The organism is Corynebacterium lubricantis DSM 45231 (assembly GCF_000379425.1).
In the GTDB taxonomy this organism is placed as follows: domain Bacteria; phylum Actinomycetota; class Actinomycetes; order Mycobacteriales; family Mycobacteriaceae; genus Corynebacterium; species Corynebacterium lubricantis.
In genome coordinates, this window is sequence record NZ_KB902215.1 from 122,713 (window position 1) to 145,530 (window position 22,818).

Consider the following 22,818-nt stretch of genomic DNA (forward strand, 5'->3'; position numbering starts at 1 on the left):
CCGCGAGCTGATACATTGGCACCATGGCTTCACGCCCCGTTCGACGAGGAACTCTCGCTTCCATTGCCGCTGATCTCGGCGTATCGCGCACTACCGTTTCCAATGCGTACAACCATCCCGATCAGCTCTCTCCTGAACTCCGGGAGAAGATTCTCGCAGCAGCGGCAGCGCGCGGCTACTCCGGCCCAGACCCTATGGCGCGCAGTATGCGCACCCGCCGGGTCGGGTCCTTCGGCGTGATTCTCACCGAGCGGCTGTCCTTCGCCTTCGAAGACTTGGCGTCCATCGACTTCCTTGCAGGCCTAGGCGACAGCTCGTACGCCAAGAACAACACGATGACACTCGTGCCCGTTGGGCCGCTTGACGACGAGGCCACGCAGCTCATTTCCCAAGCCGTTGTCGACGGGTTCGTGGTCTATTCGGTTGCCGCTAACGACCCTCACCTCGATGCTGCCCGCAGTCGTGGCCTGCCCATAGTCATTGTCGATCAGCCTTATGAGATCAACGACCTCCCCTTTGTCGGGATCGACGATTTTTCTGCGATCCAACCAGCAGCTCGCTTGCTCGTCGAACAGGGACACCGTCGCATTGGCATCCTGGCGAAGAGAACCCATCGCGGACAATTCGACGGCCATATCACCCTCGCGGAAGTCGAAACCGCTGACTTGCACGTCCAGCGGCAGAGAATCTTAGGCGCCATGGACGTCTTTGAGCAGAGTGGGCTGACCGATATCCCGATTGTGACGAGGCACTTCAACGATCACCCCTCCGCGATCGATGCGGCCAAGGAGCTTTTAGAAGCACATCCAGATCTGACAGCGGTGCTGTGCACCACCGACTCGATGGCCTTCGGCGTGCTGGATTATTGCTTTGCCCACAACATCGATGTGCCGGGTGACCTGAGCGTGACCGGCTTTGATGGTGTCGAACTTGCTCACTTGCGGGGTTTAACCACGGTTAATCAGCCGAACCGGCGTAAGGGGGCGACCGTAGGAAAAATCCTCGACGCTCTTGTCAACGCTCGAGTTGAAGACAAAGAACCGGACAACCCTGCGCCACATGTGGTGATCCCCACGACGCTGAGTTCTGGTCAGACCGTTGCGGCACCGCGCGCAGCGGAAAGGCTGTCGTAGAACGCGGCCATCTCATCAATAGTGTCAAGGCGCAAGGAAGCGCCCGTAGCACCCTCGCCGACCTTAATCCCCACATCACCGTGGGAGAGATAAGGGAAAACAGACTCATCGGTGACATCGTCGCCGGCGAAAAGGGTGGCAGTAAAGTCGCGTTTCCGTCGTTCCACCCACATTCCCTTGGTGAACTCCACCGCCGAAAATTCGACGATATTGCTCCCATCAGTAGTCGGGCGCCCGCCAGTCTCAATCTGTCGCGCAGCGTCCAAAATGCCGAGGGCCGCCTCAGGGTCAACCTCGGCGAGGTGAGCAACGTGCACCACCCTCTGATAGGGCTTGACCTCGATATAGGCCAAGGGATAGTCCGCGATAAGGCCCATTAAGGTGGCTTCGATGCTATCGAGGTAGGCCTCGTCATCGTCGCTAAGCACTAAGCCCCCATCCGTCTGCTCGGCGCCGTGCGAACCAACAAGGACCACGGGCTCGCGTAAGGGGCAGACCTGCATGAGGCCGTCCAAATGACGCCCGGACAAGACGACGACCTCAGTGTTGGGCAGCGTAGCTAGGCTTTCCAAGGCCCGCACCGTCGTTGGATTGGCGATCACGGACATCGGATCGGGCCGCAGTGGGGCAACAGTGCCGTCGAAGTCGGTGGCAAGGAGCAGACGCTCGGCCTGGGCGAGATGGGCAATCGCGTGATGGGCGGCAGGTGTCATTGTTTCATCAACCTTATGGAAGGAGGCTCGATCCCGCTGTCGGCTTTCGTGAGGACTATCTCGGTGTCCGTAAGGTGGTCGATCTCAAACGTCGAATCTATTGTAAACAGTCCGTGAAGCTCGTCGTGGACATACTGGGAGCCCCCGTCGCACGAGCTGGTGTCCATGTACTCAATATTCTCAAAGGTCATCTCGGAAGCATCGATGGTTGCTACTTCTTCCTCACCATTGGTGAAGCGCACCGCGGCCTGGAACGGGGAGCAGCCGGTATTGCCAGCGATCGACGATTCACCAAACACAAACCGGGCTGCACCGGCGGCGCTTTGCGGGAGCTCATCGGGGGAACCCGGTGTTGTATACAGGCTGACAACCTGCCATGTTGGCCCAACCATGGAGTTCTCCTCAGGTTGGCTAGAGCAACCCACCAGCAAGGTGGCAGCTGCGATGGTGCCGATGACCGCCTTACGCATTAAGAAGCCTCTTTCGTTGCTGCAAGAGAATTGAGAAATGTCTGGGCCCAGCGAGCCACCGTGAACTCATTGACCTGATGGTTCATGGCAAGCATGGCATCCTGCGCGCCGGCGGAACCGCGCGCTTCCACTGCATCCATAATGGCATCCTTGATAGACACGATGTCGAAAGGATTGCACAAGTGTGCCTGACCCAGTTCTACTGCTGCGCCGGCGAACTCGGATAATACGAGCGCTCCATCGCCGCGCGGGTGGCTTGCCACATATTCCTTTGCTACCAGATTCATGCCGTCTTTAAACGGGGTGACCAGCATGATATCGGCCAGTGCATAGTATTCGTGGAGCTGTTTTTTGCCCATGGAGCGGTGGTAATAATGCACCACTGGCCGACCGATTTCACCAAACCGTCCGTTGATGCGACCTACAGCTTCTTCGACCGCGCTGCGGGTTTGGCGGTAATGGTCGATGCGCTCTCGTGAGGGAGTAGCGATTTGGACGAAAGTCACATCGCTAAGCTTGCCCTCTTCCAACAGCTCCTCAATCGCGGTGAGACGCTGCAGGATGCCCTTGGTGTAATCGAGCCTGTCGACACCAAGTAAAACAGTGCTGGGAGAGCCGAGTTTCGCACGGAGCGTTGCTGTGGTGCCCGGATCAACTGCACCGAAACCGCGCGGGTCGATGGAAATGGGGAAAGTGCCGGTCGTCACTGCACCATCGACGATCGACGAAAAGTTGTCCTCATCCCGCGTTCTTTGGAAACCCACCAAGTCAGCTCCGCTGACTCCCGCGATAATCTCGTCACTCCATGGGAGCTGACGGAATAAGTCCGGGGAGGGAAAGGGGATATGGAGGAAGAATCCGATGGACAGGTCTGGGCGCATCTCGCGCAAAAGGCCTGGCACGAGCAGTAGCTGGTAATCCTGGATCCACACCGTGGCCCCGCGCGCAGAGACGCGAGCGACCTCACCCGCAAACTTTTCATTGACGCTTCGGTAGCGCTCCCACCAGGCTTGATCGTAGGTGGGGTGGACAATCAGGTCATGAAAAAGGGGCCAGAGGGTCGCGTTGGAAAAGCCCTCGTAAAACTCTTCGAAGTCAGCGGAGGACAATTGCACGGGGTGGAGGAGCACGTTCCCATTAGAAAACGGTTCCATGGAGGCGTCGGCGACTCCCGGCCAACCGACCCAGCAGCCTTGCTGCTCCTGCAGAATCGGCTCAAGCGCAGCGACAAGCCCACCGGGAGAAGGAACCCAGTGGCCATCGACCAAATCTACGGGCAGACGATTCGCTGCCACTACAAAGGAGTTGTCGCCGTACATCCGCTTTCGCGTTCGATTCGTTCTACTCAGCCGCTGGGGAGGCCTTCTTAGCGACCTTTTTCGTAGTTTTCTTCGTTGTCTTCTTGGTGGCCTTCTTCTTTGTAGCCTTCTTCTTGGTGGCGGTCTTTGCCGCAGCCTCTTCTGGAGTTTCCTCCTGTGGGGACAGCTCTTCCTCGAAGCGCTTGTACACCAAGCCCTCTGGCTCCACGCCGAGCATGGACATCAGGGTCACACCGTCCATGAGATCCTCCGCATAGGTTGCCACAATGCGACGGGCGCCCAGTGCGGTCTGTTCTTCAACCTCGTGGATGGCCTCGGCCGAGGGGCGACTATCCGTGATCTTTGGGGGCACGAAAATTCCTCCTGAAAGGTGGTGGGAAACTAAAAAACTACAAACGTAAGTGCGTCTATTCTACGCTACCGAGATGCCAACCCGCCCGGTTGCCTCCCCAATCAGCGCTGGGGCTGTTTACCTCGTCGATTAGCGGGCCGTGCTTGACGACGAGTGCGCGCCGCCTGCTCTGCCCGGCGGATCTGCTGGAAGGTGACGCGGCCGGCGGCCCGGAAAGCGTGGTACGGGGCCATGACCTGAGGGCGACGAATACGACGAGCAAACCACTCACCGAGCGTCACTCCGGCCGCGAGAGCCAAGGCCGTGCCGACGGCAATACCCAAATTGGTAATTCCCACAACGACCTGGTCGTTCAAGACGGCGTACATACCGCGGTAGACGGACAGACCGGGAAGGAAGGGAGTAACACCTGCGATTGCTGTAATCAGTGGAGGCACCATGAAGCGGCGGGCGAGCAAACCACCGGCAAGGCCAATCATGGCGGCGCATACTGCCGCAGCGAACACAGAACTCACCCCGGCGGGCAGGAGCACGATGTAATAGGTGATGGAGCCAATCGCGGCGGTTAAGCCGGACACCCACAGCGCCGTCTTGTCCGCGTAGCACGCCAGCGCAAACCCGATAACTGCGATGGTGCCTGCGGTAATGCTGGCGATCGCTGAGCCAAATGTTGGGGTCACGGTGCCAGTCTGGATCGGTGGTAAACCGGGGCCAACCAGGGCTGAAAGTTGAATTCCTGTGGCCACTCCAGCGACGATGCCGCCCGTGTTCAGCAGCGTTTCGAAGAATCTGGCGCTCGCCGTCACCGGAGCCCCGGTCATACCGTCTTGCAGCGATTGCACCAGAGTTAACCCAGCAAGCAGGACAACAATGCCCGATGCAATAGCTAGGCTCGGCGAGAACTGCAGCCCGAAATAGCCGCCGATTTCGTACGCGATATATGCTGGGATCGTTGCAAGTAACCCACCCAGGACGCACTGAAAGAAGTACGGAAGTTCGCGCCTGCTCAGCCAACCATTCACAAGCATGATGAGGTAGGCGGTGATCGCACCGGTGAGCGCCATATATAAGTCGCCACCAAACAAGATGGAGACGCCACCGCCCATCGCGGCCCACCCCAACAATGCGAGACCCGGGCCATGCGGAGGTGGAGAGAGGCTGATCTCGTCGAGAATTTTCTCGGCCAGCTCTGGCGGAGTCGCACCGGAGCGGATCGAACGGATCAACCGGTCGACCTCGGAGAGCTTGGAGAAATTCGTATCCATGCTCTTGACCACGCGCATGACACTGACCGGCTGCTTCGTGGTCGTGCCGATGGTGGTGTGCAAACGGATGGAATTGAGCGTGATGTCTATGTGGCAATAGTGCAGGCCGTACGACGAGGTGACCGTGTGGATCTGAGCGCGCGCATCCGCGTTCGGGGTGCCTGAGGAAAGCAAGATATCGCCGATTCTGGCGGCGATATTCATCACTGCTGCCACCTGGGCAGGATTAGTGAGGTCGACTGGTGCGAGTGGCGACGGCGGCGGGGAAGCCATCGCGGTATCAATGGTGGCTACATGCCCGCCACCGCGAAGTGCATCCCTCAATTTCTCAAACACATTGGGCACATACGCACCTTAACGCCTGTAGTATTCCTGGGACTACTGATGCACCAGGGTAGGGTGGAAAACACTCACCCCCAACGTAAAGGAGCACGTCACACATGCGCGTAGGAATCGTCGGCTATGGAAATCTGGGCAAGAGCGTGGAAAAACTCGTCGCACTGCAGCCAGATATGGAAGTGAGCGCGATCTTCTCCCGCCGCGACACCCTGGACACCGACACTCGGGTGTTGCCAGTGGCTGAATTTGAAAAGTACAGCGACGAAATCGACGTCGCGATCCTGTGCCTCGGCTCCGCCACCGACATTCCTGAGCAGGCTCCAGAGTTTGCCAAGCACGTCAACACTGTAGATACCTACGACAACCACCGCGATGTCCCACGTCACCGTCAGACGATGAACGAGGTCGCGGAAGCACACGAGACCGTTGCCATCGTGTCTACCGGTTGGGATCCAGGCATGTTCTCGATCAACCGCACCATGGCCGAGGCGATCCTGCCCAACGCGAAGCAGAATACGTTCTGGGGTCCGGGCCTGTCCCAGGGTCACTCCGACGCAGTGCGTCGCATCGACGGTGTGATCAAGGGAGTGCAGTACACCATCCCTGCAGAAGACGCTTTGCAGCGCGCACGCAACGGCGAGACCGAAGGCCTCGATGGCAAGAGCGCCCACAAGCGCGTGTGCTACATCGTGGCTGACGAGGCTGATCAGGAGCGCATCGAGAACGAGATCCGCACTATGCCTGACTACTTCGTGGGCTACCAGGTCGAGGTGCACTTCGTCGACGAGGCAACTTTCGACGCAGAACACACTGGAATGCCGCACGGCGGACACGTAGTCACCACCGGTGACACGGGCGGATTCCATCACCTGATCGAGTACACCTTGGAGCTTGAGCGCAACCCTGATTTTACCGGCGCTGTTGCTATTGCATACGCTCGCGCGGCGGTGCGCATGCAGGAAAACCAAGCATATGGTGCATATTCAGTGCTTGAGGTTCCCCCGTTCCTCATTTCGCCTACCCCGCTTGATGACCTCATTGCTCGCGACGTGTAATATCGTTTCAGTGCTGGAGTGGCGCAATCGGTAGCGCAACGCACTTGTAATGCGTAGGTTGCGAGTTCAAGTCTCGTCTCCAGCTCTGAAGAGGAACGGCCGGTGGTGGTGAAGCAAAAAGCTTCGCGACGACCGGCCGTTTCACTTTGCTAAACCGCTCTTGTTTCAGCCCCCTGCTGCGGATCACGCACTGGCAGAAGTAGCAGCAAGCCCGCGAGCAAGACCACGATGATGCCGATGATGCCAGCTCGGTCGCCCATGTTGCCCAGCCCTACGAATAGGCCGAACAGAGCCGGGGTGAGCCAGGAAACGGCACGTCCAGTAGTTGTGTAGAGGCCGAAGATCTGGCCTTCCTTGCCTGGCTCGGCAACGCGGGCGACGAAGGAGCGCGCAGCCGACTGGGCAGGGCCGACGAACATGCACAGGATTAAACCGAGGATCCAAAAGGCCGTAGGGCCCTCGACGAAGAACAGTCCCACTCCGGCAAGGATCATTAGGGTGAGCGAGCCGATGATGACTGTGCGGGGGCCGATTTTATCGTCGAGAAGCCCGCCTATTGCTGCGCCAATAGCCGCGACGACATTGGCGGCGATGCCGAAGATGAGGACGTCGCTGGCTGAGAGCCCAAAGACGGTAACCGCGAGGATTGCGCCGAACGTGAATACGCCGGCGAGTCCGTCGCGGAAGACAGCGGAGGCGATCAGGAAGGTCAGACCGTTGCGGTTGGTGTGCCACATTTGCTTGATGTCGCGGAAGAGACGCTTGTAGGAATCGACGAATGATTCTTTAAACCCGGCATCTTGCCCCGTGATTTCTGGGATGCGGAACATTAGCGGCAGTGCATGGAGGAAGAACCATGCTGCGGCGAAGAGCGCGACGAGGCGGATATTCAGGCCGTTTTCGATAGGCAGATTGAGCAGTCCGCGAGTGTCGCCGTCACCAGAGATGAATCCGACGAAGCAGACCAGCAGCAAGACAATTCCGCCAACGTAGCCAGCGGCCCAGCCAATGCCGGATACTTTGCCTACGGTCTCAGGCGTCGAGACTTGGTTCAGCATCGCGAAATAGGACACTTCTGCGAACTCGATGGTCACGGATGCCACCGCGAGCAAAATGACACCCAGCCAGAAATATTGCGCTGAGCTGTCCTCGACGAAAAACAACAGTGCCATGGCGACGATGGTGAGCAACGTCCACATCACCACAGAGCGTTTACGGGTGCCTTTTTGATCCGCGCGCTGGCCCATCACTGGCGTGACGAGCGCGATAAAGACACCCGCTGCTGCCATGGCAAATGAGTACCATTGGGAGGCAGAGATGCTTCCCTCGACGTTTTTACCGACGGTGTCCACGAGATACACAGAGAAGATAAATGTCAGCAAGACGGCGTTAAAAGCGGCGGAGCCTGCGTCCCAGGCAGACCAGGCTGCAACGGAGAGTTTGTCGGTGCGGCGCGAGGTGGCTCCCGGGGTTGCATTCTGGTGAGTCGTCATACGTTGATAGTAGAGGTAGACGCCCTGTTTTGCCCTCGGAACCGATGTACAGCAGGCATTCAGTAAACGTACAGCTTCGAGGAGTTGACTAGAGAACAAATCGTACAGAAGGCGGAAAATTGTAATGTCTGATTCACAAAACACACAGAACGTGAAGGTGCTTGTCGTAGATGACGAGCCCAACATCGTCGAACTGCTCACCGTCTCCCTGAAATTCCAGGGATTTGAAGTTGAAAGCGCAAACTCCGGGCAGGAAGCTCTGCGAATCGCCCGCGAATTCAATCCTGACGCTTATATCCTCGATGTGATGATGCCGAACATGGACGGCTTCGAACTGTTGGGGAAGCTGCGCGCCGAGGGGATCGATGGCCCAGTGCTGTTCCTGACGGCGAAGGATGCGGTGGAAGATCGGATTCACGGCCTCACCATTGGCGCCGACGACTACGTGACCAAGCCATTCTCCCTCGAAGAGGTAATCACCCGCCTGAGGGTCATCCTGCGCCGCGGCAACGTTACCGAATCCGCAAGCGAAGACTCGACGATCCGCTACGCTGACCTGACCTTGAATGATGAAACTCACGAGGTCACCAAGGGCGGCGAGATCATCGACCTGTCTCCGACGGAGTTCAATCTGCTGCGTTACCTCATGCTCAATGCGGAAGTGGTCTTGTCTAAGTCGAAGATCCTCGACAACGTCTGGCACTACGACTTTGGTGGCGACGGCAACGTGGTGGAGTCCTACATTTCCTACCTGCGTCGTAAGATCGACACCGGTGATGTTCCGCTGATCCACACCGTGCGAGGCGTGGGATACGTTTTGCGCACGCCCCGTCAGTAAAGGCCAGTAAGAACACTTACTTTCCTTCCCGAGTATTCCCAAGTTTTTACAGGGTTAGTAATTTAGGGTCGTTAGCTTATGACAGTAGAAGTCACCAACGAAGTGCAGAACCCTTCGTCGGGGAATGAGGACAAAGGAAGCAAAGCGTCCAGGATTAGGCGCGGTGAGCGCCCTCCGCTACCCATGCGAACTTGGCTCGTTGTGCTCGTGGTGTTGATCTCAGGCGCCGGGCTCATCGGCAGTTCCTTGGCCGTGCACACGATTCTGCGCGAGGTGTTGTACCAGCGCGTCGACGACGACCTCACCGCGGGCATCGATTCGTGGGCGCGTGGAAACCAATTGCAGCGCGCCTCCTCGGTCTCAGGGTTACCTTCTGACTACTGCCAAATCACGCTCTCCCCGCATGGCTCCATCCGGATTGTCAACGATCAGGGGAGTCCGCCGGACTACACCCAAATCTCCGAATACGGTGTGCCCATCACCATCAACTCCATGGAGCATTCCCTGGAGGACCGGGAATGGCGCGCCATTGCTGCACCGAGCCCGGACGGTTCGATCACTATCGTGGCTAAATCTCTCGACCAAGAGGACAACCTGCTGCGTAGCCTGATGGCTATCCAAACCATCATCGCAGTCATCGTCCTGTTGCTGATGGGTATTGCGGCCCACTACCTCGTGCGCCGCGCACTGCGTCCGCTGCGCGAGGTGGAAAGCACCGCTCTTGCGATCGCCGACGGCGACTTGGATCGTCGTGTTCCTGAGTGGCCTCGCGAGACCGAGGTTGGCGAACTGTCCTACGCGCTGAACAAGATGCTCGGTCGGCTCACCGATTCCGTCGAAGAGTCAAAGTCGAAAGAGGAACAGATGCGCCGCTTCGTCGGCGACGCCTCGCACGAGTTGCGCACGCCTTTGACCAGCCTGCGCGGGTTCACCGAGCTGTACCGTCAGGGCGCGACTGATGACGTGGATTTCGTACTCGGCAAAATCGACGACGAGTCGAAGCGCATGAAATTCCTTGTCGAAGACCTCCTCGCACTGACCAGAGCCGAAGGCTCACGGTTGAACCTGAAGTCGGTGGACATGCTGGAGCTCACCCTCGCCGTGGCAAGCTCTGCGCGCGCCGCTTTCCCAGAGCGGACGATCTCCGTGGAAAACTCCACCGCCGCTGTCCCGCTGATTCAAGGCGACCCCGACCGGATGCACCAAATCCTGCTCAACCTAGTTGTCAACGGCCTCAAGCATGGCGGTAGCGACGCAGAGGTGCGTATGACCTTGCGGCAAGACAATGATAACGTCTACATCGACGTCGCGGACAACGGAATCGGCATGAACGAAGAGGTGTCCAAGCACATCTTCGAGCGTTTCTACCGCGCCGATACATCACGCACCCGCGGCAACGGAGGTGGCTCGGGTCTCGGCCTGGCCATTACTAAGTCCCTGGTCGAGCAGCACAACGGCACCATTTCGGTGGCATCGGTCGAAGGCGAGGGCTCCACCTTCACCGTCACACTGCCTCGCCTGCGAGACTCCTTCGGGGAAGGCCAGGGCGACGACGCAGCCGACGAAAAAACGGACAATAAGAAAGAAAAGAAGTCGAAGTCTTGACCTTGCCCCTGCGGCAAGGCTCACACTGAGCATCATGACCGACAAAGAGTTCACCATTGGCCAAGCCGCACAGATCCTCGGGGTCACCCCCAAGGCACTGCGGCATTGGGACGATATCGGTGTACTCACCCCGACGTGGCGCACGTGGTCCGATTATCGGCTCTACACAGAGCAGGATCTCGAGCGCGGCGCAGCCATCGTGTTGTACCAGGCGGCGGGGGTCAAGCTCGCAGACATTGCAGTGCTTATCGACGACGCACGCGGCGCACACCTTTCTGCGGCGTTGCGCGAGCACCGCGAGGGGCTCGTCGCAAAGCAAACTGCTCTAAAGCGCCAGCTTGAATCGGTCGATCAACTAATCGCACAGGCCGAACAAGGAGAATCGACAATGGATAAATTGGCGCAGTACTTCGGCGAAAACATGCCGGAATATCAAAAAGAAGCAGAAGAGCGCTGGGGCGACTCAGACGAGTGGGCGCAGTCCCAGGCGCGGGTGGACAACCTCAAAGATGAGGATTGGGCCCGCTTCAAGCAGGAACAGGACGAGTTTGCGCGCGACCTTGCCGCGGCGAAAGACTCCGGTGTGCAGCCGGGCAGTGCTGAGGCGCTAGAACTTGTGGAGCGCCACCGTGCATCGATTGGGCAGTGGTACGAATGCTCGCGGGCCCGTCAATGGGTGCTGGCCCAGATGTACACCCAAGACAAGCGGTTCTCCGCTGCCTACGGAGGTAACGAGGCCTACCTGCTTTCCCTTGTGGAAAAGCAGGCGGAACTCGAGGGGATTACAGAGCCGAACTGGGGCTAAAGGCTAGTTGGGGAAACCGTTCTCGTCGGTGCCCAGTGCTTCGCGGAGCTTCGCCGCAGCCTCATCCATCTTCTCCGGGTCGGTCTGATCCGCAGGAATGGCAGCCGAGAGGTTATAGCCCGACATGTCGTTCGCAGGGAACACATGGATGTGGGTGTGAGGAACCTCGAAACCTGCGATGAGGTAGGCGGCGCGCTCGGCGTCGAACACCTCGATGATGGCACGGCCAATGTCCTGGGAGAGTTCATTGAGGGCTAGCCAGGTTTCAGGCTTCAGATCAGTCCACTTGTCAACCTCTTCAACGGGAATAACCAGGGTGTGACCGTAGGTAACTGGGTTGATGGACAGGAAGGCTACGACGTCTTCATCGCGGTAGATGAAGCGACCAGGGAGCTCTCCGTTAATGATCTTCGTGAATACGCTACTCATGATGCCAAACCTTACCTATTTGCGCGCTACGATGAGCGACATGCGCATACTCATTATTGGATCCGGAGGCCGCGAGCACGCCCTTGCGAAGGCCATGGACGGACACGAGCTTTTTGTCGCCCCAGGTAACGCGGGAATCGCTGAGATTGCCACCTGTTTGCCCTGCGACGTGAAAGACCCCCTCGATGTGGTGAAGGTCGCCCGCGAGGTCGAAGCGGACCTGGTTGTGATTGGCCCAGAGATTCCGCTGGTCGCAGGTGCCGGCGACGCACTCCGTGAGGCAGGATTCGCAGTCTTCGGCCCCTCTCAAGAGGCCGCGCAGATCGAGGGCTCGAAGGCCTTCGCTAAAGACGTGATGGCAGCCGCCGGTGTCAAGACCGCGCAGGCTGAGCGCATCACCGATGTCAGCGAGATCGACGGTGTGCTTGATAACTTCGGCCCGAATTATGTGGTCAAGGATGACGGGCTTGCCGGCGGTAAGGGTGTTGTGGTCACCCAGGACCGCGAGGCAGCAGCCGAGCACGCCCGCAGTGTCATCGAAGGCGGCAATCCGGTGCTCGTGGAATCCTTCCTCGACGGCCCCGAGGTCAGCCTGTTCTGCCTGGTTGACGGCGAAACCGTCGTGCCGCTACTTCCCGCACAGGATCACAAGCGCGCCTACGACGAAGACGAGGGCCCCAACACCGGTGGCATGGGTGCCTATGCGCCGCTGCCCTGGCTTCCCGAGGAGGGCGTGCAGCGCATCGTCACCGAGGTAGTCGAACCCGTGGCGAAGGAAATGGTCAAGCGCGGAATTCCTTACTCCGGTCTGCTCTATGCGGGCCTGGCGTGGGGCGCAGACGGCCCATCCGTGATTGAGTTCAACGCCCGTTTCGGTGACCCGGAGACCCAAGCAGTCCTGGCGTTGCTGGAAACCCCACTGGCCGACGTGCTGGCAGCCACCGCGAACGGCACGCTGGATCAGCAGCCTGAGCTGCAGTGGAAAGACGGCTCGGCAATTACGGTGGTGCTCGCAGCCGAAAACTACCCTGCATCACCTGTCACCGGTGGTGCTATCACCGGTGCCGGCCTTGAGCGCGCGGTTCATGCCGGTACGTCCACGAATGACAACGGCGAGCTTGTCTCTAGCGGTGGGCGCGTGCTCAACGTGGTGGGTGTCGGCGCTGATCTCGCGGAAGCACGCCAAGATGCCTACGCCCAGATCGAGCAAATCCAGCTGGACGGTTCCTTCTACCGCCGTGACATCGGACGGCGTGCGCTCGACGGAGAGATCACGGTTTAAGCTAGAACCATGAACGAATCGCTTGGTAGTGGCCAATCAATCTCTCAGCGCGGGCAAGTCCAGCCGTTTCGCGTGATGCGCATGCTCGACCTGGTGCACCGGCGCAAGCGTGAAGGCAAAGATACGATCATGTTGTGTGCGGGACAGCCCTCCACGGGCGCCCCGGCGCCCGCGCTTGAGGCTGTCTCCGAGGTGCTGCACACCGATGCCCTGGGCTACACCGAGGTTGTCGGCGACCGTGAGCTGCGCGAAATCATCGCGAACTGGCACTCCGAGACCTACGGCGTGACTACCAACGCGGACAATGTCATTATCACCACCGGTTCCTCCGGCGGCTTCGTCAATGCATTCCTGGCCTGCCTCGATGCAGGCGATACCGTGGCGCTGCCCCGGCCCGGTTACCCGGCGTACCGCAATATTTTGGAGTCGCTGGGCTGCAAGATCGTCGATATGGTCTGCGATGCCTCCACGCGTTTCCAGCCCACGGCCGACATGTTGGATGAGCTCAAACCCGACGCCGTGATGGTGACCAGCCCGGGCAACCCCACCGGCACCATCATCGACCCGGAAGAACTCGAGCGCATTGCCAAGTGGTGCGACGACAACGGCGCCTGGCTGATCTCTGACGAGGACTACCACGGGATGAGCTTTGGGCGCCCTGAGGCCACCGCGCGCCAGTTCTCTGACAACGCCATCGTCGTGGGCACCCTGTCGAAGTACTACTCCATGACCGGCTGGCGCGTGGGCTGGCTCATTTTGCCTGACGCACTGCTCGAACCGGTGGAAAATCTCCAGGCCTCCTTGGCACTGTGCGCTCCGGCAGTCTCCCAGGTAGCGGCGAAGGGAGCCTTCTCTGAAGCATCCCGAGCAACCCTGGACGGCTATGTCGAGGACTATCGCGCCGTGCGCGAGGTACTGCTTGAGGAATTACCGAAGACCGGCCTGGATACGATGGCGGACCCGGACGGCGGGCTCTACCTGTGGCTGGATGTGTCGAAGTACACCGATGATTCCGAGGCCTGGTGCATCCAGCTTGTCGACGAGATCGGCGTCGCATTCGCGCCGGGCGTGGACTTTGATCCAGTCAACGGAAACACGTGGGTACGATTGAGCTTGTGTTCCACCCCTGAGCAGGCGCGCGACGCGTGTGCCCGCCTCGATGCTTACTTGAATTAGCTTGAATTAGAAGCCCGAACTACAAAGGAATTCGCTGCAGTGGCAAATAAACCAGTAATCGCAAACGTGCTCTCCTCCCGTTACGCCTCTCCAACGATGGCCCAGCTGTGGAGCCCGGAACACAAGATCATCCTGGAGCGCCAGCTCTGGATCGCCGTCATGCACGCCCAGAAGGACCTGGGCATCGACATCCCGAACGGCGCGATCGAGGCGTACCAGGCCGTCATCGACCAGGTTGACCTAGACTCCATTGCAGCACGTGAGCGCGTTACCCGCCACGACGTGAAGGCCCGCATCGAAGAGTTCAACGCTTTGGCTGGCTACGAGGAAATCCACAAGGGCATGACCAGTCGTGACCTCACGGAGAACGTCGAGCAGCTCCAGGTGTACCGCTCGCTAGAAATCGTGCGCGACAAGGCTGTGGCCGTGCTCAACCGCATCGGCAACCGCGCCGCCGAGTACAAGACGCTGGTCATGGCCGGTCGCTCCCACAACGTCGCCGCGCAGGCCACCACTATGGGCAAGCGCTTCGCGTCTGCCGCCGACGAGATGCTCGTGGCCATGTCGCGTATCGACGATCTTCTGGGCCGCTACCCACTGCGCGGCATCAAGGGCCCGATGGGCACCTCCCAGGACATGCTGGATCTCCTCGACGGCGACCAGATCAAGCTGCAGTCCCTGGAAACCTCCATCGCCGACTACCTGGGCTTCTCCCAGATCTTCGATTCCGTGGGCCAGATCTACCCACGCTCCCTCGACTTCGATGTGGTCTCCGCGCTGGTCCAGCTGGGTGCTGGTCCATCGTCGCTGGCGACCACGATTCGTCTGATGGCGGGCAACGAGACCGTCACCGAGGGCTTCAAAGAGGGCCAGGTTGGTTCGTCGGCCATGCCACACAAGATGAACGCACGTTCCTGTGAGCGTGTTTGTGGTTTCCAGGTCATCCTGCGCGGCTACCTCACCATGACCGCGGACCTGGCCGGTCAGCAGTGGAACGAAGGCGACGTCTTCTGCTCCGTGGTGCGCCGCGTTGCTTTGCCGGATGCATTCTTCGCCATGGACGGCATGCTGGAGACCTTCCTTACCGTCCTCGACGAGTTCGGCGTCTTCCCCGCCATGATCAACCGCGAGCTGGAGCGCTACCTGCCATTCCTGGGCACCACCCGCATCCTCATGGCGGCGGTGCGCAAGGGCGTCGGTCGCGAGACCGCGCATGAGGTGATCAAGGAGAACGCGGTGGCCATGGCACTGGATATGCGCCAGGAAGGGGCAGAGCAGAACCTCACCGAGCGCCTCGCCGCAGATGGTCGCTTGAACATGACACAAGAAGAGCTCGACGGCGTGCTGGCGGACCGCGAGGTCTTTATCGGTGCATCGGAGACTCAGGTCAATAACGTGCTGCACCGCATCCAAGATTTGGTCAACCGTTACCCAGAGGCAGCGAAGTACTCGCCAGGAGAAATCCTCTAAGGGTCCTGACAGAGTTTTCGGTTCCGTTTCCCCCGTAGCGCACAGGGGACTAAACTGTGGTCCCATGCGACCAGAGTTGTCCGATTACACCCACCTTTCTGCAGGTAAGGTCCGCGAAATCTACGAGATCGACGCGGACACCTTGCTGATGGTGGCTACAGACCGTATTTCTGCTTTTGACTTCGCCTTGGAGCCACTGATCCCCGATAAGGGGCGCGTGCTCACGGCTACGAGTGTGTTCTTCTTCGAGCAGATCGATTTCCCGAATCACCTCGCCGGCCCCATCGACGATCCGCGCATCCCAGAAGAAGTGCTGGGGCGTGCGCTCGTCGTCAAGCGCCTTGAAATGATCCCATTCGAGTGCGTCGCGCGTGGCTACCTCACCGGATCGGGCCTGAAGGAGTACAAAGCTGACGGCACCGTGTGCGGCATTGAGCTGCCAGCGGGCCTGACCGAGGCCTCCAAGCTGGCCGAGCCGATCTTCACCCCGGCCACCAAGGCGGAGCAGGGTGACCACGACGAGAACGTTTCCTTCGAGTACGTCGTCGATAAGCTCGGCGAAGCCCGAGCCAACGAGCTGCGCGACGCAACGCTGAAAATCTACTCCGAGGCCTCCCGCATCGCCGAGGAAAAGGGCATCATCTTGGCTGACACGAAGCTCGAGTTCGGCCTCGATAAAGACGGCACATTAGTACTTGGCGACGAGGTGCTCACCCCCGATTCCTCCCGTTACTGGCCTGCCGATACGTACGAAGAGGGCAAGGTTCAGCCGAGCTTTGATAAGCAGTACGTGCGTAACTGGTTGACCAGTGAGAAGTCTGGTTGGGAGCCGGGTAGCGAAACGCCTCCGCCTGCGCTGCCTGGTTCCGTGGTGGAAGCAACGCGCGAGCGCTACATCGAAGCCTACGAGCGCCTGAGTGGGGAAAAATTCCATTCGTGGTTGGGCGACTGCGTTTAATACCGCCTAAGACCGGTGTCGGCGTCAGTTGATAGCATTGGCGGTTATGACGCATGACCCGATTTCAGCACCTGTCGCCCCGATCCATCCCACCACGCGCAGCTTTCATGGCCGCGATTTTGTGGATAATTACGAGTGGCTGCGTGACAAGGAATCTCAGGAAACCCTGGATTACCTCAATGCAGAAAACGCTTACACCAAGCAGCAGACCGCCGACCTGGATGATCTGACCGAACAGGTCTTCCAGGAGATCAAGGGACGCACCAAAGAGACCGATATGTCGACCCCACAGCGTGCGGGAGACTTTTGGTACTACGGTCGCACCATCGAGGGGAAGAACTACGGGCTGAGCTGCCGCGTCCCCGTCGAGGAAGGCACCGACCCGTGGATTCCGCCGACGCTGCCAGAAGACGGCTCGGGGCTGCCCGGCGAGCAGATCATCTTGGACATGAATGAGCTTGCCGAGGGCCACGACTTCTTCTCCATCGGCGCCTCCTCGGTGACAACCTCGGGGCGCTACCTGGCCTATTCCGTTGACACCGCTGGCAACGAGCGCTTCACCATGTACGTCAAGGACCTGGAAACAGGAGAGCTGCTCCCCGATACCCTGGAGGGCGTCTTCTACGGCGCCACGTGGGCGGGCGAGGACTACCTGTTCTACCAGCGCGTCGACGAGGCATGGCGCCCCGATTCCGTGTGGCGGCACAAGATGGGCACCGCGCCCGAAGAAGACGTGCTGGTCTACCGCGAAGAAGACGAAAAATTCAACGTGGGTGTGGGAGCAGACCGCGCGGATCGCATCCTCGTGATCGAGTCTTCATCGAAGATCACCTCCGAGACCCGGGTGCTGGATATGCAGGACCCGGAGGGCGAGTTCACCGTGCTGTGGCCGCGCGAACAGGGCATCGAATACGGCGTCGACTACGTGGAGCTCCACGGCACCGAGTACTGGGTTGTCACCCACAATGCTCACGGCCCGAACTTCTCCGTCGGGCAATGCCGCAGGGATTCCGTGGTCCCGCTGCGCGAGCTCGATGAACTGGTCCGACACGACGACGAAGTCCGCATCGAAGGCGTAGACACCTACCGCGACTTCATGGCACTTGTGTATCGCCGCGGAGGCATCGGACGCGTCGCGTTCATGCAATTCAACGGCGGGGAGTTCGGCGAGTTCGAGGAGTTGCGTTTCGACGAAGAGCTCTACACCGTGGGTGCCAGTGGCAACCCCGAGTGGGATGCTCCCGTTTACCGCCTGGCGTATGTCTCGTTCACACAACCTGCCCAACTCTTCGACTACCGCGTGGCCACCGGCGAGAAAACCCTGCTGAAGGAACAAGAAATCCTCGGCGGCTACAACCCGGAGGAATACACGTCCTACCGCCAGTGGGCAAAAGCCGAAGACGGCACGCTCGTCCCCGTCTCCATCGTCCACCGCGCCGATTTAGACCGCAGCCAGCCACAGCCCACCTTGCTGTATGCCTATGGCTCCTACGAGACCTCGATCGATCCGGGCTTTTCCATCGCGCGCCTCTCGCTGATGGACCGTGGCATGATCTTTGCCATCGCGCACGTCCGCGGTGGCGGCGAGCTCGGCCGCCTCTGGTACGACAACGGCAAGTTGATGAAAAAGAAGAACACCTTCACCGACTTCATCGCCGTCGCCGACATGCTTATCGACGAAGGCCTTACCACTTCCTCCCAACTCGTCGCAGAGGGCGGATCCGCCGGCGGCCTGCTCATGGGTGCAATTGCGAACATGGCCCCGGAGAAATTCGCTGGAATCCAGGCCATCGTTCCTTTCGTCGACCCACTGACCTCAATTCTGATGCCGGAACTGCCGCTCACGGTCACCGAATGGGATGAATGGGGCGACCCGTACCACGATCCTGAGGTCTACGACTACATGGCTTCCTACGCACCTTACGAGAATATCGAGGCGAAGGAGTACCCAAATATCCTGGCGGTGACCAGCCTGAACGATACTCGCGTGCTCTATGTTGAGCCCGCTAAGTGGATCGCGGAACTGCGTGCGAAGGCAACCGGGGGCGAGTTCTTGCTCAAGTGCGAAATGAGCGCCGGCCACGGTGGCGTTTCAGGCCGATATGACCGGTGGCGCCAGACAGCATTCGAGTACGCGTGGACGCTGAAAACAGCGACCGCCGTGGAGTAGTTCCCGGGTTTTGAAGTGCTTGCGCTTAGCGCGCACTGCACGCAGACCTGTGGAAGAATAATCCCTATGACCGGCCACCTCCTTGTATCTGTTTCATCTATTTTTGATGACACCCGCAAGGACGTGGCCAAACTCGTTTCCCGCCTCGACAAGGAAAAGATTCCGGTTTCCTTACTTGTTGCGCCACATATTGATGGCAACTGGCATTTGGCCAAAGATGCCAGCACACGCTCGTGGTTGGAGGAACAGCAAGAATCCGGGCGCACGCTCATCCTGAATGGTTTCGATCAACCCGTCCAGGGCAGGCGTTCGGAGTTTGCTCATCTGGAATCACATGAGGCCCGCCTGCGGCTCAAGGGGGCGACTCGCCAGATGAAAAGCATCGGGTTCGATCTGAATATTTTTGCCCCTCCGAGGTGGCGTCTCTCCGAGGGAACTCTGCAGGTACTGCCTGAATTCGACTTTAGCGTCGCTGCCTCGACGAAGGGGATCTATAACCTGTCGACGGGCGAATTCCTTGCTGCACGCAACCTTTCGGTCGGCGAGGGGTTCGGCGCAGCGAAATGGTGGCGCCGCAACATCATTCGCGCAGCGGAACGCGGTGCAGCAAAAGGAAACTCCATTCGACTCTCCATCTCAGGCAGAAACCTTGCGGAGAAGAAAGTAGCCCGTGATTTTCTTGCGGCAGCAGTGGCTGCAGCGGATACGGGGGCAATTCCCAGCGATTATCAATTACTTCATCGGTAGCCTAGGGGCATGACACTTCGAGACACTGAAATCACCCTGAACGACGGCACCAAAACAACCCTCAACGACATTGCCGGAGACAACCTCATCCTCGTGGTGAACACCGCGTCTGAGTGTGGCTTCACTCCGCAGCTCCACCAGCTAGAAAACCTGCAAGAAACCTACGGCGGCCGTGGCCTCACCGTGATCGGCGCACCCAGCAACCAATTCGGGGGCCAAGAACCTTTGCCCGATGAAGAGATCCAACAGCACTACGCCGAAGATTACAACGTGAGCTTCCCACTTCTGTCCAAGTCGGACGTCAACGGCGAGGACGCCGACTCGGTTTTCCAAGAGCTCACCAAAAATGCCGATGTCGATGGCGAAGCCGGTGATGTGAAGTGGAACTTTGAGAAGTTCCTCATTGATTCAGATGGCGAAGTGGTTGCCCGGTTTAGGTCGGCAACCACACCTGACGACCCAGACGTTGTGGCTCTGCTTGAAGAAAAGTTGCCTGAATAGACCAAAAGCGCCAGCCTCCACTAAAGGAAGCTGGCGCTCTTTTTAATCTCAGGCAGTTGAGCTGTGAGAATTACATCCCAAAGCGCTGGAACAAGCGACCAAAGACGCCTCGGGAGCTAGTCGAGCTGAGCTGCGAGGAGCTTGACGACGAGCTTCGTGCAGGATCGTCTTCGCCTGGCTCCTCAGGGGTGCCCTGATCGCCGAGGGTGAAGCCCACCTTGATTGGGTCGTGGTCGGAGGAGCGGAATGGGCTCTCGTCGTGGAAATCAACGGTGTTGTAGTTGCGACGCGAGTACTCGTAGGCGATGGACTCGTCAGCGTTGATGTTCCACACGGCAGCGTCTACGACATTGTCCATTGCAGCCTCGTTGCCCAGCGCGTGGTCCAGCGATCCCAGCAGACCAGAGAACTGGTAGGTCGGGGTGGAACCTGCATGCGACTCGTTGATGTTGGTGAAGCCTTCCTGCTCGAAGCGACGCACAGCGTCCTCCTGCGAGTAGGCGTTCAGATCGCCCAGGACGAAGACTGGGAGGTCCGCCCAGTCGTCTTGCTGGTTGAGGTGCTCGATCAAAGCCGTCGCCTGTTCCGTGCGGAGGTTAGCGTTGTTGCCCTGACCGTCGCCCATATCTGCATCGCCGTTGGCAACGGAGCCCTTGGACTTGAAGTGGTTGGCGATAGCGACAAAGGACTCGCCGCCACCGGCTGGCTGGAATTCCTGTGCCAGCGGCTGACGTGCCACGCCGGTGAAAACAGGATCGTCGAAGATGCGGGATTCGCCCACGACCTCGACCTGTGCTGGCTGGAAGATGAACGCAGTGCGGATGTAATCCTCATCGGTGCCAAGCTCGATCGGAGATTCAACATAATCCCATTTATTGGAGCCTGCGGAGATGTTGAGCACCTCGACCAAGTGGGCGACGGACTCGTCGCGACGCGTGACATCGCCGGTGACCGTGGCGGTGTTTTCAATCTCCTCTAGAGCGATGACGTCGGCATCGAGCTGGTTGATCGCGTTGATGATCTTGATCTGCTGATCATTAAACGCGTCCGTGGAGTAAGCACCACGGACGTTGCAGTAGTCCGTGGCCACGGGGTTGCCGTACATGTCGTTGTACGCGCGGCAGCCAGGCTCGTCCTCGCCGAGGGAAGTGAAGTAGTTCAGTACGTTGAAGGTAGCCACCGAGTACTCACCCTGCACGGCAGCCGGTACACCGAGTTCAGCGGCGCGGGAATCTTCCCACGAGATCGGCAGTTCAGCAGCGGTATTGTTGCCGGTGATTGGGGTGGTGGGCTGGAAGCGCCACGAGTTGTGGCTAAAGTGCACGACAACTGGGTGCTGGAAATCAACGCCGTCGCCGGTGCGCAGGGACTTATTGGTGGTGCCCTCGGTTGCAATGTAGGGCAGCGGAGTGGACTTGTCGCTGTTCATGTAGTTCGGCGTGCGACCGTCATCCAAGGTGACCAGCTGCTCGTCGATCTCGGCTTGGAGTGCGTTTGCCTCTGCGCCAGGCAACACGACATCGGTTGGCTGACGGAAAGCCTCGGTGCCAGGTGCAAGGCCGACCTCACCGAACGTGTTCAGCGCGTAGTTATTGGTCACCGTGTAGTCGCCGGTAGGCAGAACCAGCATGGATTCATAAGGCTCGCGTGCGTCGTCGCCAGCTGGCAGGGTGTCGATCTCGACGGGTGTGATTGGATCCAGTGGTTCGGACAGGATTTCCATCTGTGAGTTAGAGATCTGGGTGACCTCGAAGTACTCGGTGGCAGTGCCGGTGACCTGGACGGAATCGCCGATCGCAGGGTAGCTGGCACCCGAGCCTGCGTAGACAAAAATGCCGTCGGAAGCGTCACCAACATTTTGTACCGCACCGCCGGTACCCGCGGTCTGGATGTAGTAGCCGTTGCGGCCGCCTTGGTCGTAGACACCGGTGACAACACCCGTTGTGGTCACGGTCTGGCCCTCGAGTGGGGTAGCAGGACCGGTGCCCTGGATCTCGGCGATTGGGGTGATTTCTGCCGGATCAACAGGATCAACAGGATCGACGGGCTCTTCAGGATCTGGGTCGACAGGCTCGTCACCAGTGGAATTCTGCGGAGTCGGGGGATTTGCAACGCTGAAGTCGGCGGCGTTGTCGTCGGTATCTACTCCGACGGTGGTGCGCTCGACCGAGGTGGCATTCGACATGGCGGGAGTAGCAGCGGAGCCCTCGAAGCGGGTGGCAGAACCGGTACCGACGAGGTCGACCGTGGCGCCGCTTTCGTCGAGAAGCTCGGCACTTGCGTTCGTTGCGCTGTAGCCGAGAGTTGGTGCCTCAAAATCAGGGGTGGGCAGCGGTGCTGGCGTGTTATTGCCCGGAGCGCCCTGGATTAGGAAGTACGAGTTGGCTGGGACGATGCCGGAAAGGGGGGCGCGGTTGCCGACGTTGCCGGCGGCAGACAATTGGGTCAGCGTCCATCCGGTGATGTCGATGGGCTCGGCGGTTGGGTTGTAGAGCTCGACGAAGTCATTGTTGAATACGGAGCCGGAATTGCCACCTCCGCCATACAACTCGTTAATGACAATGTTGGAGCCATCGGGAGCGGCGAAGGCAGTGGGGGCGACGAAGACTACGCTGCCTGCGGCCAGAGCCACAGCAAACGCGGAAGCGCGGCGGGAATGGGAGAAAAATGACATGAGTTTCCTTTGAAAAATGCGGGC

Annotated in this window: 20 protein-coding genes and 1 tRNA gene; 13 read left to right on the forward strand and 8 right to left on the reverse strand. The window is 59.3% G+C overall.

The features are described 5' to 3' along the window. The first annotated feature begins 23 nt into the window (after nucleotides 1-23). Nucleotides 24-1,133 (forward strand): LacI family DNA-binding transcriptional regulator, encoded by a 1,110-nt coding sequence (locus A37O_RS0109945; protein WP_018297360.1) that lies wholly within the window; start codon nucleotides 24-26, stop codon nucleotides 1,131-1,133. Here A37O_RS0109945 and otsB read toward each other — a convergent pair. From otsB to thrE, 5 genes are all read right to left on the reverse strand, one after another. Continuing rightward, on the reverse strand, nucleotides 1,091-1,846 hold the full coding sequence (gene otsB, locus A37O_RS0109950; RefSeq protein ID WP_018297361.1) for a trehalose-phosphatase: 756 nt from the start codon (nucleotides 1,844-1,846) through the stop codon (nucleotides 1,091-1,093). The genes A37O_RS0109945 and otsB overlap by 43 nt on opposite strands. Continuing rightward, nucleotides 1,843-2,316 carry a hypothetical protein gene (locus tag A37O_RS15930; RefSeq protein ID WP_018297362.1) on the reverse strand — a complete coding sequence of 158 codons (474 nt, stop codon included), beginning with the start codon at nucleotides 2,314-2,316 and terminating at the stop codon, nucleotides 1,843-1,845. Before A37O_RS15930 ends, otsB begins: the two co-directional genes overlap by 4 nt. Then, nucleotides 2,316-3,635, reverse strand: coding sequence for an alpha,alpha-trehalose-phosphate synthase (UDP-forming) (locus tag A37O_RS0109960; protein WP_018297363.1), 1,320 nt, complete (start codon nucleotides 3,633-3,635; stop codon nucleotides 2,316-2,318). Before A37O_RS0109960 ends, A37O_RS15930 begins: the two co-directional genes overlap by 1 nt. A 22-nt stretch (nucleotides 3,636-3,657) precedes the next feature. Continuing rightward, a complete protein-coding gene (locus A37O_RS0109965) occupies nucleotides 3,658-3,987 on the reverse strand; it encodes a hypothetical protein (protein ID WP_018297364.1) in 330 nt (109 codons plus the stop codon). 101 nt (nucleotides 3,988-4,088) lie between these two features. Beyond that, nucleotides 4,089-5,597: a threonine/serine exporter ThrE gene (gene thrE / locus A37O_RS0109970; protein WP_018297365.1), complete on the reverse strand. Its 1,509-nt coding sequence runs from the start codon at nucleotides 5,595-5,597 to the stop codon at nucleotides 4,089-4,091. Nucleotides 5,598-5,692: 95 nt separating this feature from the next. Between thrE and A37O_RS0109975 the strand changes: the two genes are divergently transcribed. Beyond that, complete coding sequence (locus tag A37O_RS0109975; RefSeq protein WP_018297366.1) at nucleotides 5,693-6,646, forward strand: diaminopimelate dehydrogenase; 954 nt, start codon at nucleotides 5,693-5,695, stop codon at nucleotides 6,644-6,646. A 12-nt stretch (nucleotides 6,647-6,658) separates the two neighbouring features. Beyond that, nucleotides 6,659-6,731: transfer RNA gene (locus tag A37O_RS0109980), tRNA-Thr, on the forward strand. Nucleotides 6,732-6,795: 64 nt separating this feature from the next. Here the strand turns inward: A37O_RS0109980 and A37O_RS0109985 are convergent. Further along, the gene (locus A37O_RS0109985; RefSeq protein WP_018297367.1) at nucleotides 6,796-8,139 is read right to left on the reverse strand and encodes an MFS transporter; all 1,344 of its coding nucleotides are present in this window, start codon (nucleotides 8,137-8,139) and stop codon (nucleotides 6,796-6,798) included. A gap of 124 nt (nucleotides 8,140-8,263) precedes the next feature. Between A37O_RS0109985 and A37O_RS0109990 the strand changes: the two genes are divergently transcribed. The 3 genes from A37O_RS0109990 to A37O_RS0110000 all read left to right on the forward strand — a co-directional run bounded on the left by A37O_RS0109990 (nucleotide 8,264) and on the right by A37O_RS0110000 (nucleotide 11,387). Further along, entirely contained in the window at nucleotides 8,264-8,977 is a 714-nt protein-coding gene (locus A37O_RS0109990; protein ID WP_018297368.1) for a response regulator transcription factor, read from the forward strand. Nucleotides 8,978-9,160: 183 nt separating this feature from the next. Continuing rightward, nucleotides 9,161-10,582, forward strand: a complete 1,422-nt coding sequence (locus A37O_RS15280) for a sensor histidine kinase (protein WP_018297369.1) — start codon at nucleotides 9,161-9,163, stop codon at nucleotides 10,580-10,582. Between the two features lie 34 nt (nucleotides 10,583-10,616). Beyond that, nucleotides 10,617-11,387 carry a MerR family transcriptional regulator gene (locus tag A37O_RS0110000; protein WP_018297370.1) on the forward strand — a complete coding sequence of 257 codons (771 nt, stop codon included), beginning with the start codon at nucleotides 10,617-10,619 and terminating at the stop codon, nucleotides 11,385-11,387. A gap of 3 nt (nucleotides 11,388-11,390) precedes the next feature. Here A37O_RS0110000 and A37O_RS0110005 read toward each other — a convergent pair whose 3' ends face one another. After that, nucleotides 11,391-11,816, reverse strand: coding sequence for an HIT family protein (locus A37O_RS0110005; RefSeq protein ID WP_018297371.1), 426 nt, complete (start codon nucleotides 11,814-11,816; stop codon nucleotides 11,391-11,393). A gap of 40 nt (nucleotides 11,817-11,856) precedes the next feature. Between A37O_RS0110005 and purD the strand changes: the two genes are divergently transcribed. The 7 genes from purD to A37O_RS0110040 all read left to right on the forward strand — a co-directional run bounded on the left by purD (nucleotide 11,857) and on the right by A37O_RS0110040 (nucleotide 20,120). Beyond that, complete coding sequence (gene purD, locus A37O_RS0110010; RefSeq protein ID WP_026196297.1) at nucleotides 11,857-13,098, forward strand: phosphoribosylamine--glycine ligase; 1,242 nt, start codon at nucleotides 11,857-11,859, stop codon at nucleotides 13,096-13,098. Nucleotides 13,099-13,173: 75 nt separating this feature from the next. Beyond that, nucleotides 13,174-14,274: a pyridoxal phosphate-dependent aminotransferase gene (locus A37O_RS0110015; RefSeq protein WP_033378054.1), complete on the forward strand. Its 1,101-nt coding sequence runs from the start codon at nucleotides 13,174-13,176 to the stop codon at nucleotides 14,272-14,274. A gap of 39 nt (nucleotides 14,275-14,313) precedes the next feature. Beyond that, nucleotides 14,314-15,744 (forward strand): adenylosuccinate lyase, encoded by a 1,431-nt coding sequence (purB, locus tag A37O_RS0110020; protein ID WP_018297374.1) that lies wholly within the window; start codon nucleotides 14,314-14,316, stop codon nucleotides 15,742-15,744. Between the two features lie 64 nt (nucleotides 15,745-15,808). Then, complete coding sequence (locus tag A37O_RS0110025) at nucleotides 15,809-16,702, forward strand: phosphoribosylaminoimidazolesuccinocarboxamide synthase (RefSeq protein WP_018297375.1); 894 nt, start codon at nucleotides 15,809-15,811, stop codon at nucleotides 16,700-16,702. 46 nt (nucleotides 16,703-16,748) lie between these two features. Continuing rightward, the gene (locus tag A37O_RS0110030; protein WP_018297376.1) at nucleotides 16,749-18,872 is read left to right on the forward strand and encodes a S9 family peptidase; all 2,124 of its coding nucleotides are present in this window, start codon (nucleotides 16,749-16,751) and stop codon (nucleotides 18,870-18,872) included. A 66-nt stretch (nucleotides 18,873-18,938) separates the two neighbouring features. Further along, nucleotides 18,939-19,619 carry a DUF2334 domain-containing protein gene (locus A37O_RS0110035; protein WP_018297377.1) on the forward strand — a complete coding sequence of 227 codons (681 nt, stop codon included), beginning with the start codon at nucleotides 18,939-18,941 and terminating at the stop codon, nucleotides 19,617-19,619. Between the two features lie 9 nt (nucleotides 19,620-19,628). Next, the gene (locus A37O_RS0110040; protein ID WP_018297378.1) at nucleotides 19,629-20,120 is read left to right on the forward strand and encodes a glutathione peroxidase; all 492 of its coding nucleotides are present in this window, start codon (nucleotides 19,629-19,631) and stop codon (nucleotides 20,118-20,120) included. A gap of 70 nt (nucleotides 20,121-20,190) precedes the next feature. On the opposite strand, the gene A37O_RS0110045 is transcribed toward A37O_RS0110040, so the two are convergent. Further along, complete coding sequence (locus tag A37O_RS0110045) at nucleotides 20,191-22,794, reverse strand: ExeM/NucH family extracellular endonuclease (protein WP_018297379.1); 2,604 nt, start codon at nucleotides 22,792-22,794, stop codon at nucleotides 20,191-20,193. Nucleotides 22,795-22,818 lie beyond the last annotated feature (24 nt).

What these genes read in the sequence shown, in the direction of transcription:
- A37O_RS15280 (WP_018297369.1), top strand. Translation starts at nt 9,161, where the DNA reads ATGCGAACTTGGCTCGTTGTGCTCGTGGTGTTGATCTCAGGCGCCGGG.
- A37O_RS0109945 (WP_018297360.1), top strand. Translation starts at nt 24, where the DNA reads ATGGCTTCACGCCCCGTTCGACGAGGAACTCTCGCTTCCATTGCCGCT.
- A37O_RS0110040 (WP_018297378.1), top strand. Translation starts at nt 19,629, where the DNA reads ATGACACTTCGAGACACTGAAATCACCCTGAACGACGGCACCAAAACA.
- A37O_RS0109985 (WP_018297367.1), bottom strand. Translation starts at nt 8,139, where the DNA reads ATGACGACTCACCAGAATGCAACCCCGGGAGCCACCTCGCGCCGCACC.
- A37O_RS0109975 (WP_018297366.1), top strand. Translation starts at nt 5,693, where the DNA reads ATGCGCGTAGGAATCGTCGGCTATGGAAATCTGGGCAAGAGCGTGGAA.
- A37O_RS0110000 (WP_018297370.1), top strand. Translation starts at nt 10,617, where the DNA reads ATGACCGACAAAGAGTTCACCATTGGCCAAGCCGCACAGATCCTCGGG.
- A37O_RS0110045 (WP_018297379.1), bottom strand. Translation starts at nt 22,794, where the DNA reads ATGTCATTTTTCTCCCATTCCCGCCGCGCTTCCGCGTTTGCTGTGGCT.
- A37O_RS0110030 (WP_018297376.1), top strand. Translation starts at nt 16,749, where the DNA reads ATGACGCATGACCCGATTTCAGCACCTGTCGCCCCGATCCATCCCACC.
- A37O_RS15930 (WP_018297362.1), bottom strand. Translation starts at nt 2,316, where the DNA reads ATGCGTAAGGCGGTCATCGGCACCATCGCAGCTGCCACCTTGCTGGTG.
- A37O_RS0109960 (WP_018297363.1), bottom strand. Translation starts at nt 3,635, where the DNA reads ATGTACGGCGACAACTCCTTTGTAGTGGCAGCGAATCGTCTGCCCGTA.
- A37O_RS0109990 (WP_018297368.1), top strand. Translation starts at nt 8,264, where the DNA reads ATGTCTGATTCACAAAACACACAGAACGTGAAGGTGCTTGTCGTAGAT.
- A37O_RS0110035 (WP_018297377.1), top strand. Translation starts at nt 18,939, where the DNA reads ATGACCGGCCACCTCCTTGTATCTGTTTCATCTATTTTTGATGACACC.
- A37O_RS0110025 (WP_018297375.1), top strand. Translation starts at nt 15,809, where the DNA reads ATGCGACCAGAGTTGTCCGATTACACCCACCTTTCTGCAGGTAAGGTC.
- purD (WP_026196297.1), top strand. Translation starts at nt 11,857, where the DNA reads ATGCGCATACTCATTATTGGATCCGGAGGCCGCGAGCACGCCCTTGCG.
- A37O_RS0110015 (WP_033378054.1), top strand. Translation starts at nt 13,174, where the DNA reads ATGCGCATGCTCGACCTGGTGCACCGGCGCAAGCGTGAAGGCAAAGAT.
- A37O_RS0110005 (WP_018297371.1), bottom strand. Translation starts at nt 11,816, where the DNA reads ATGAGTAGCGTATTCACGAAGATCATTAACGGAGAGCTCCCTGGTCGC.
- otsB (WP_018297361.1), bottom strand. Translation starts at nt 1,846, where the DNA reads ATGACACCTGCCGCCCATCACGCGATTGCCCATCTCGCCCAGGCCGAG.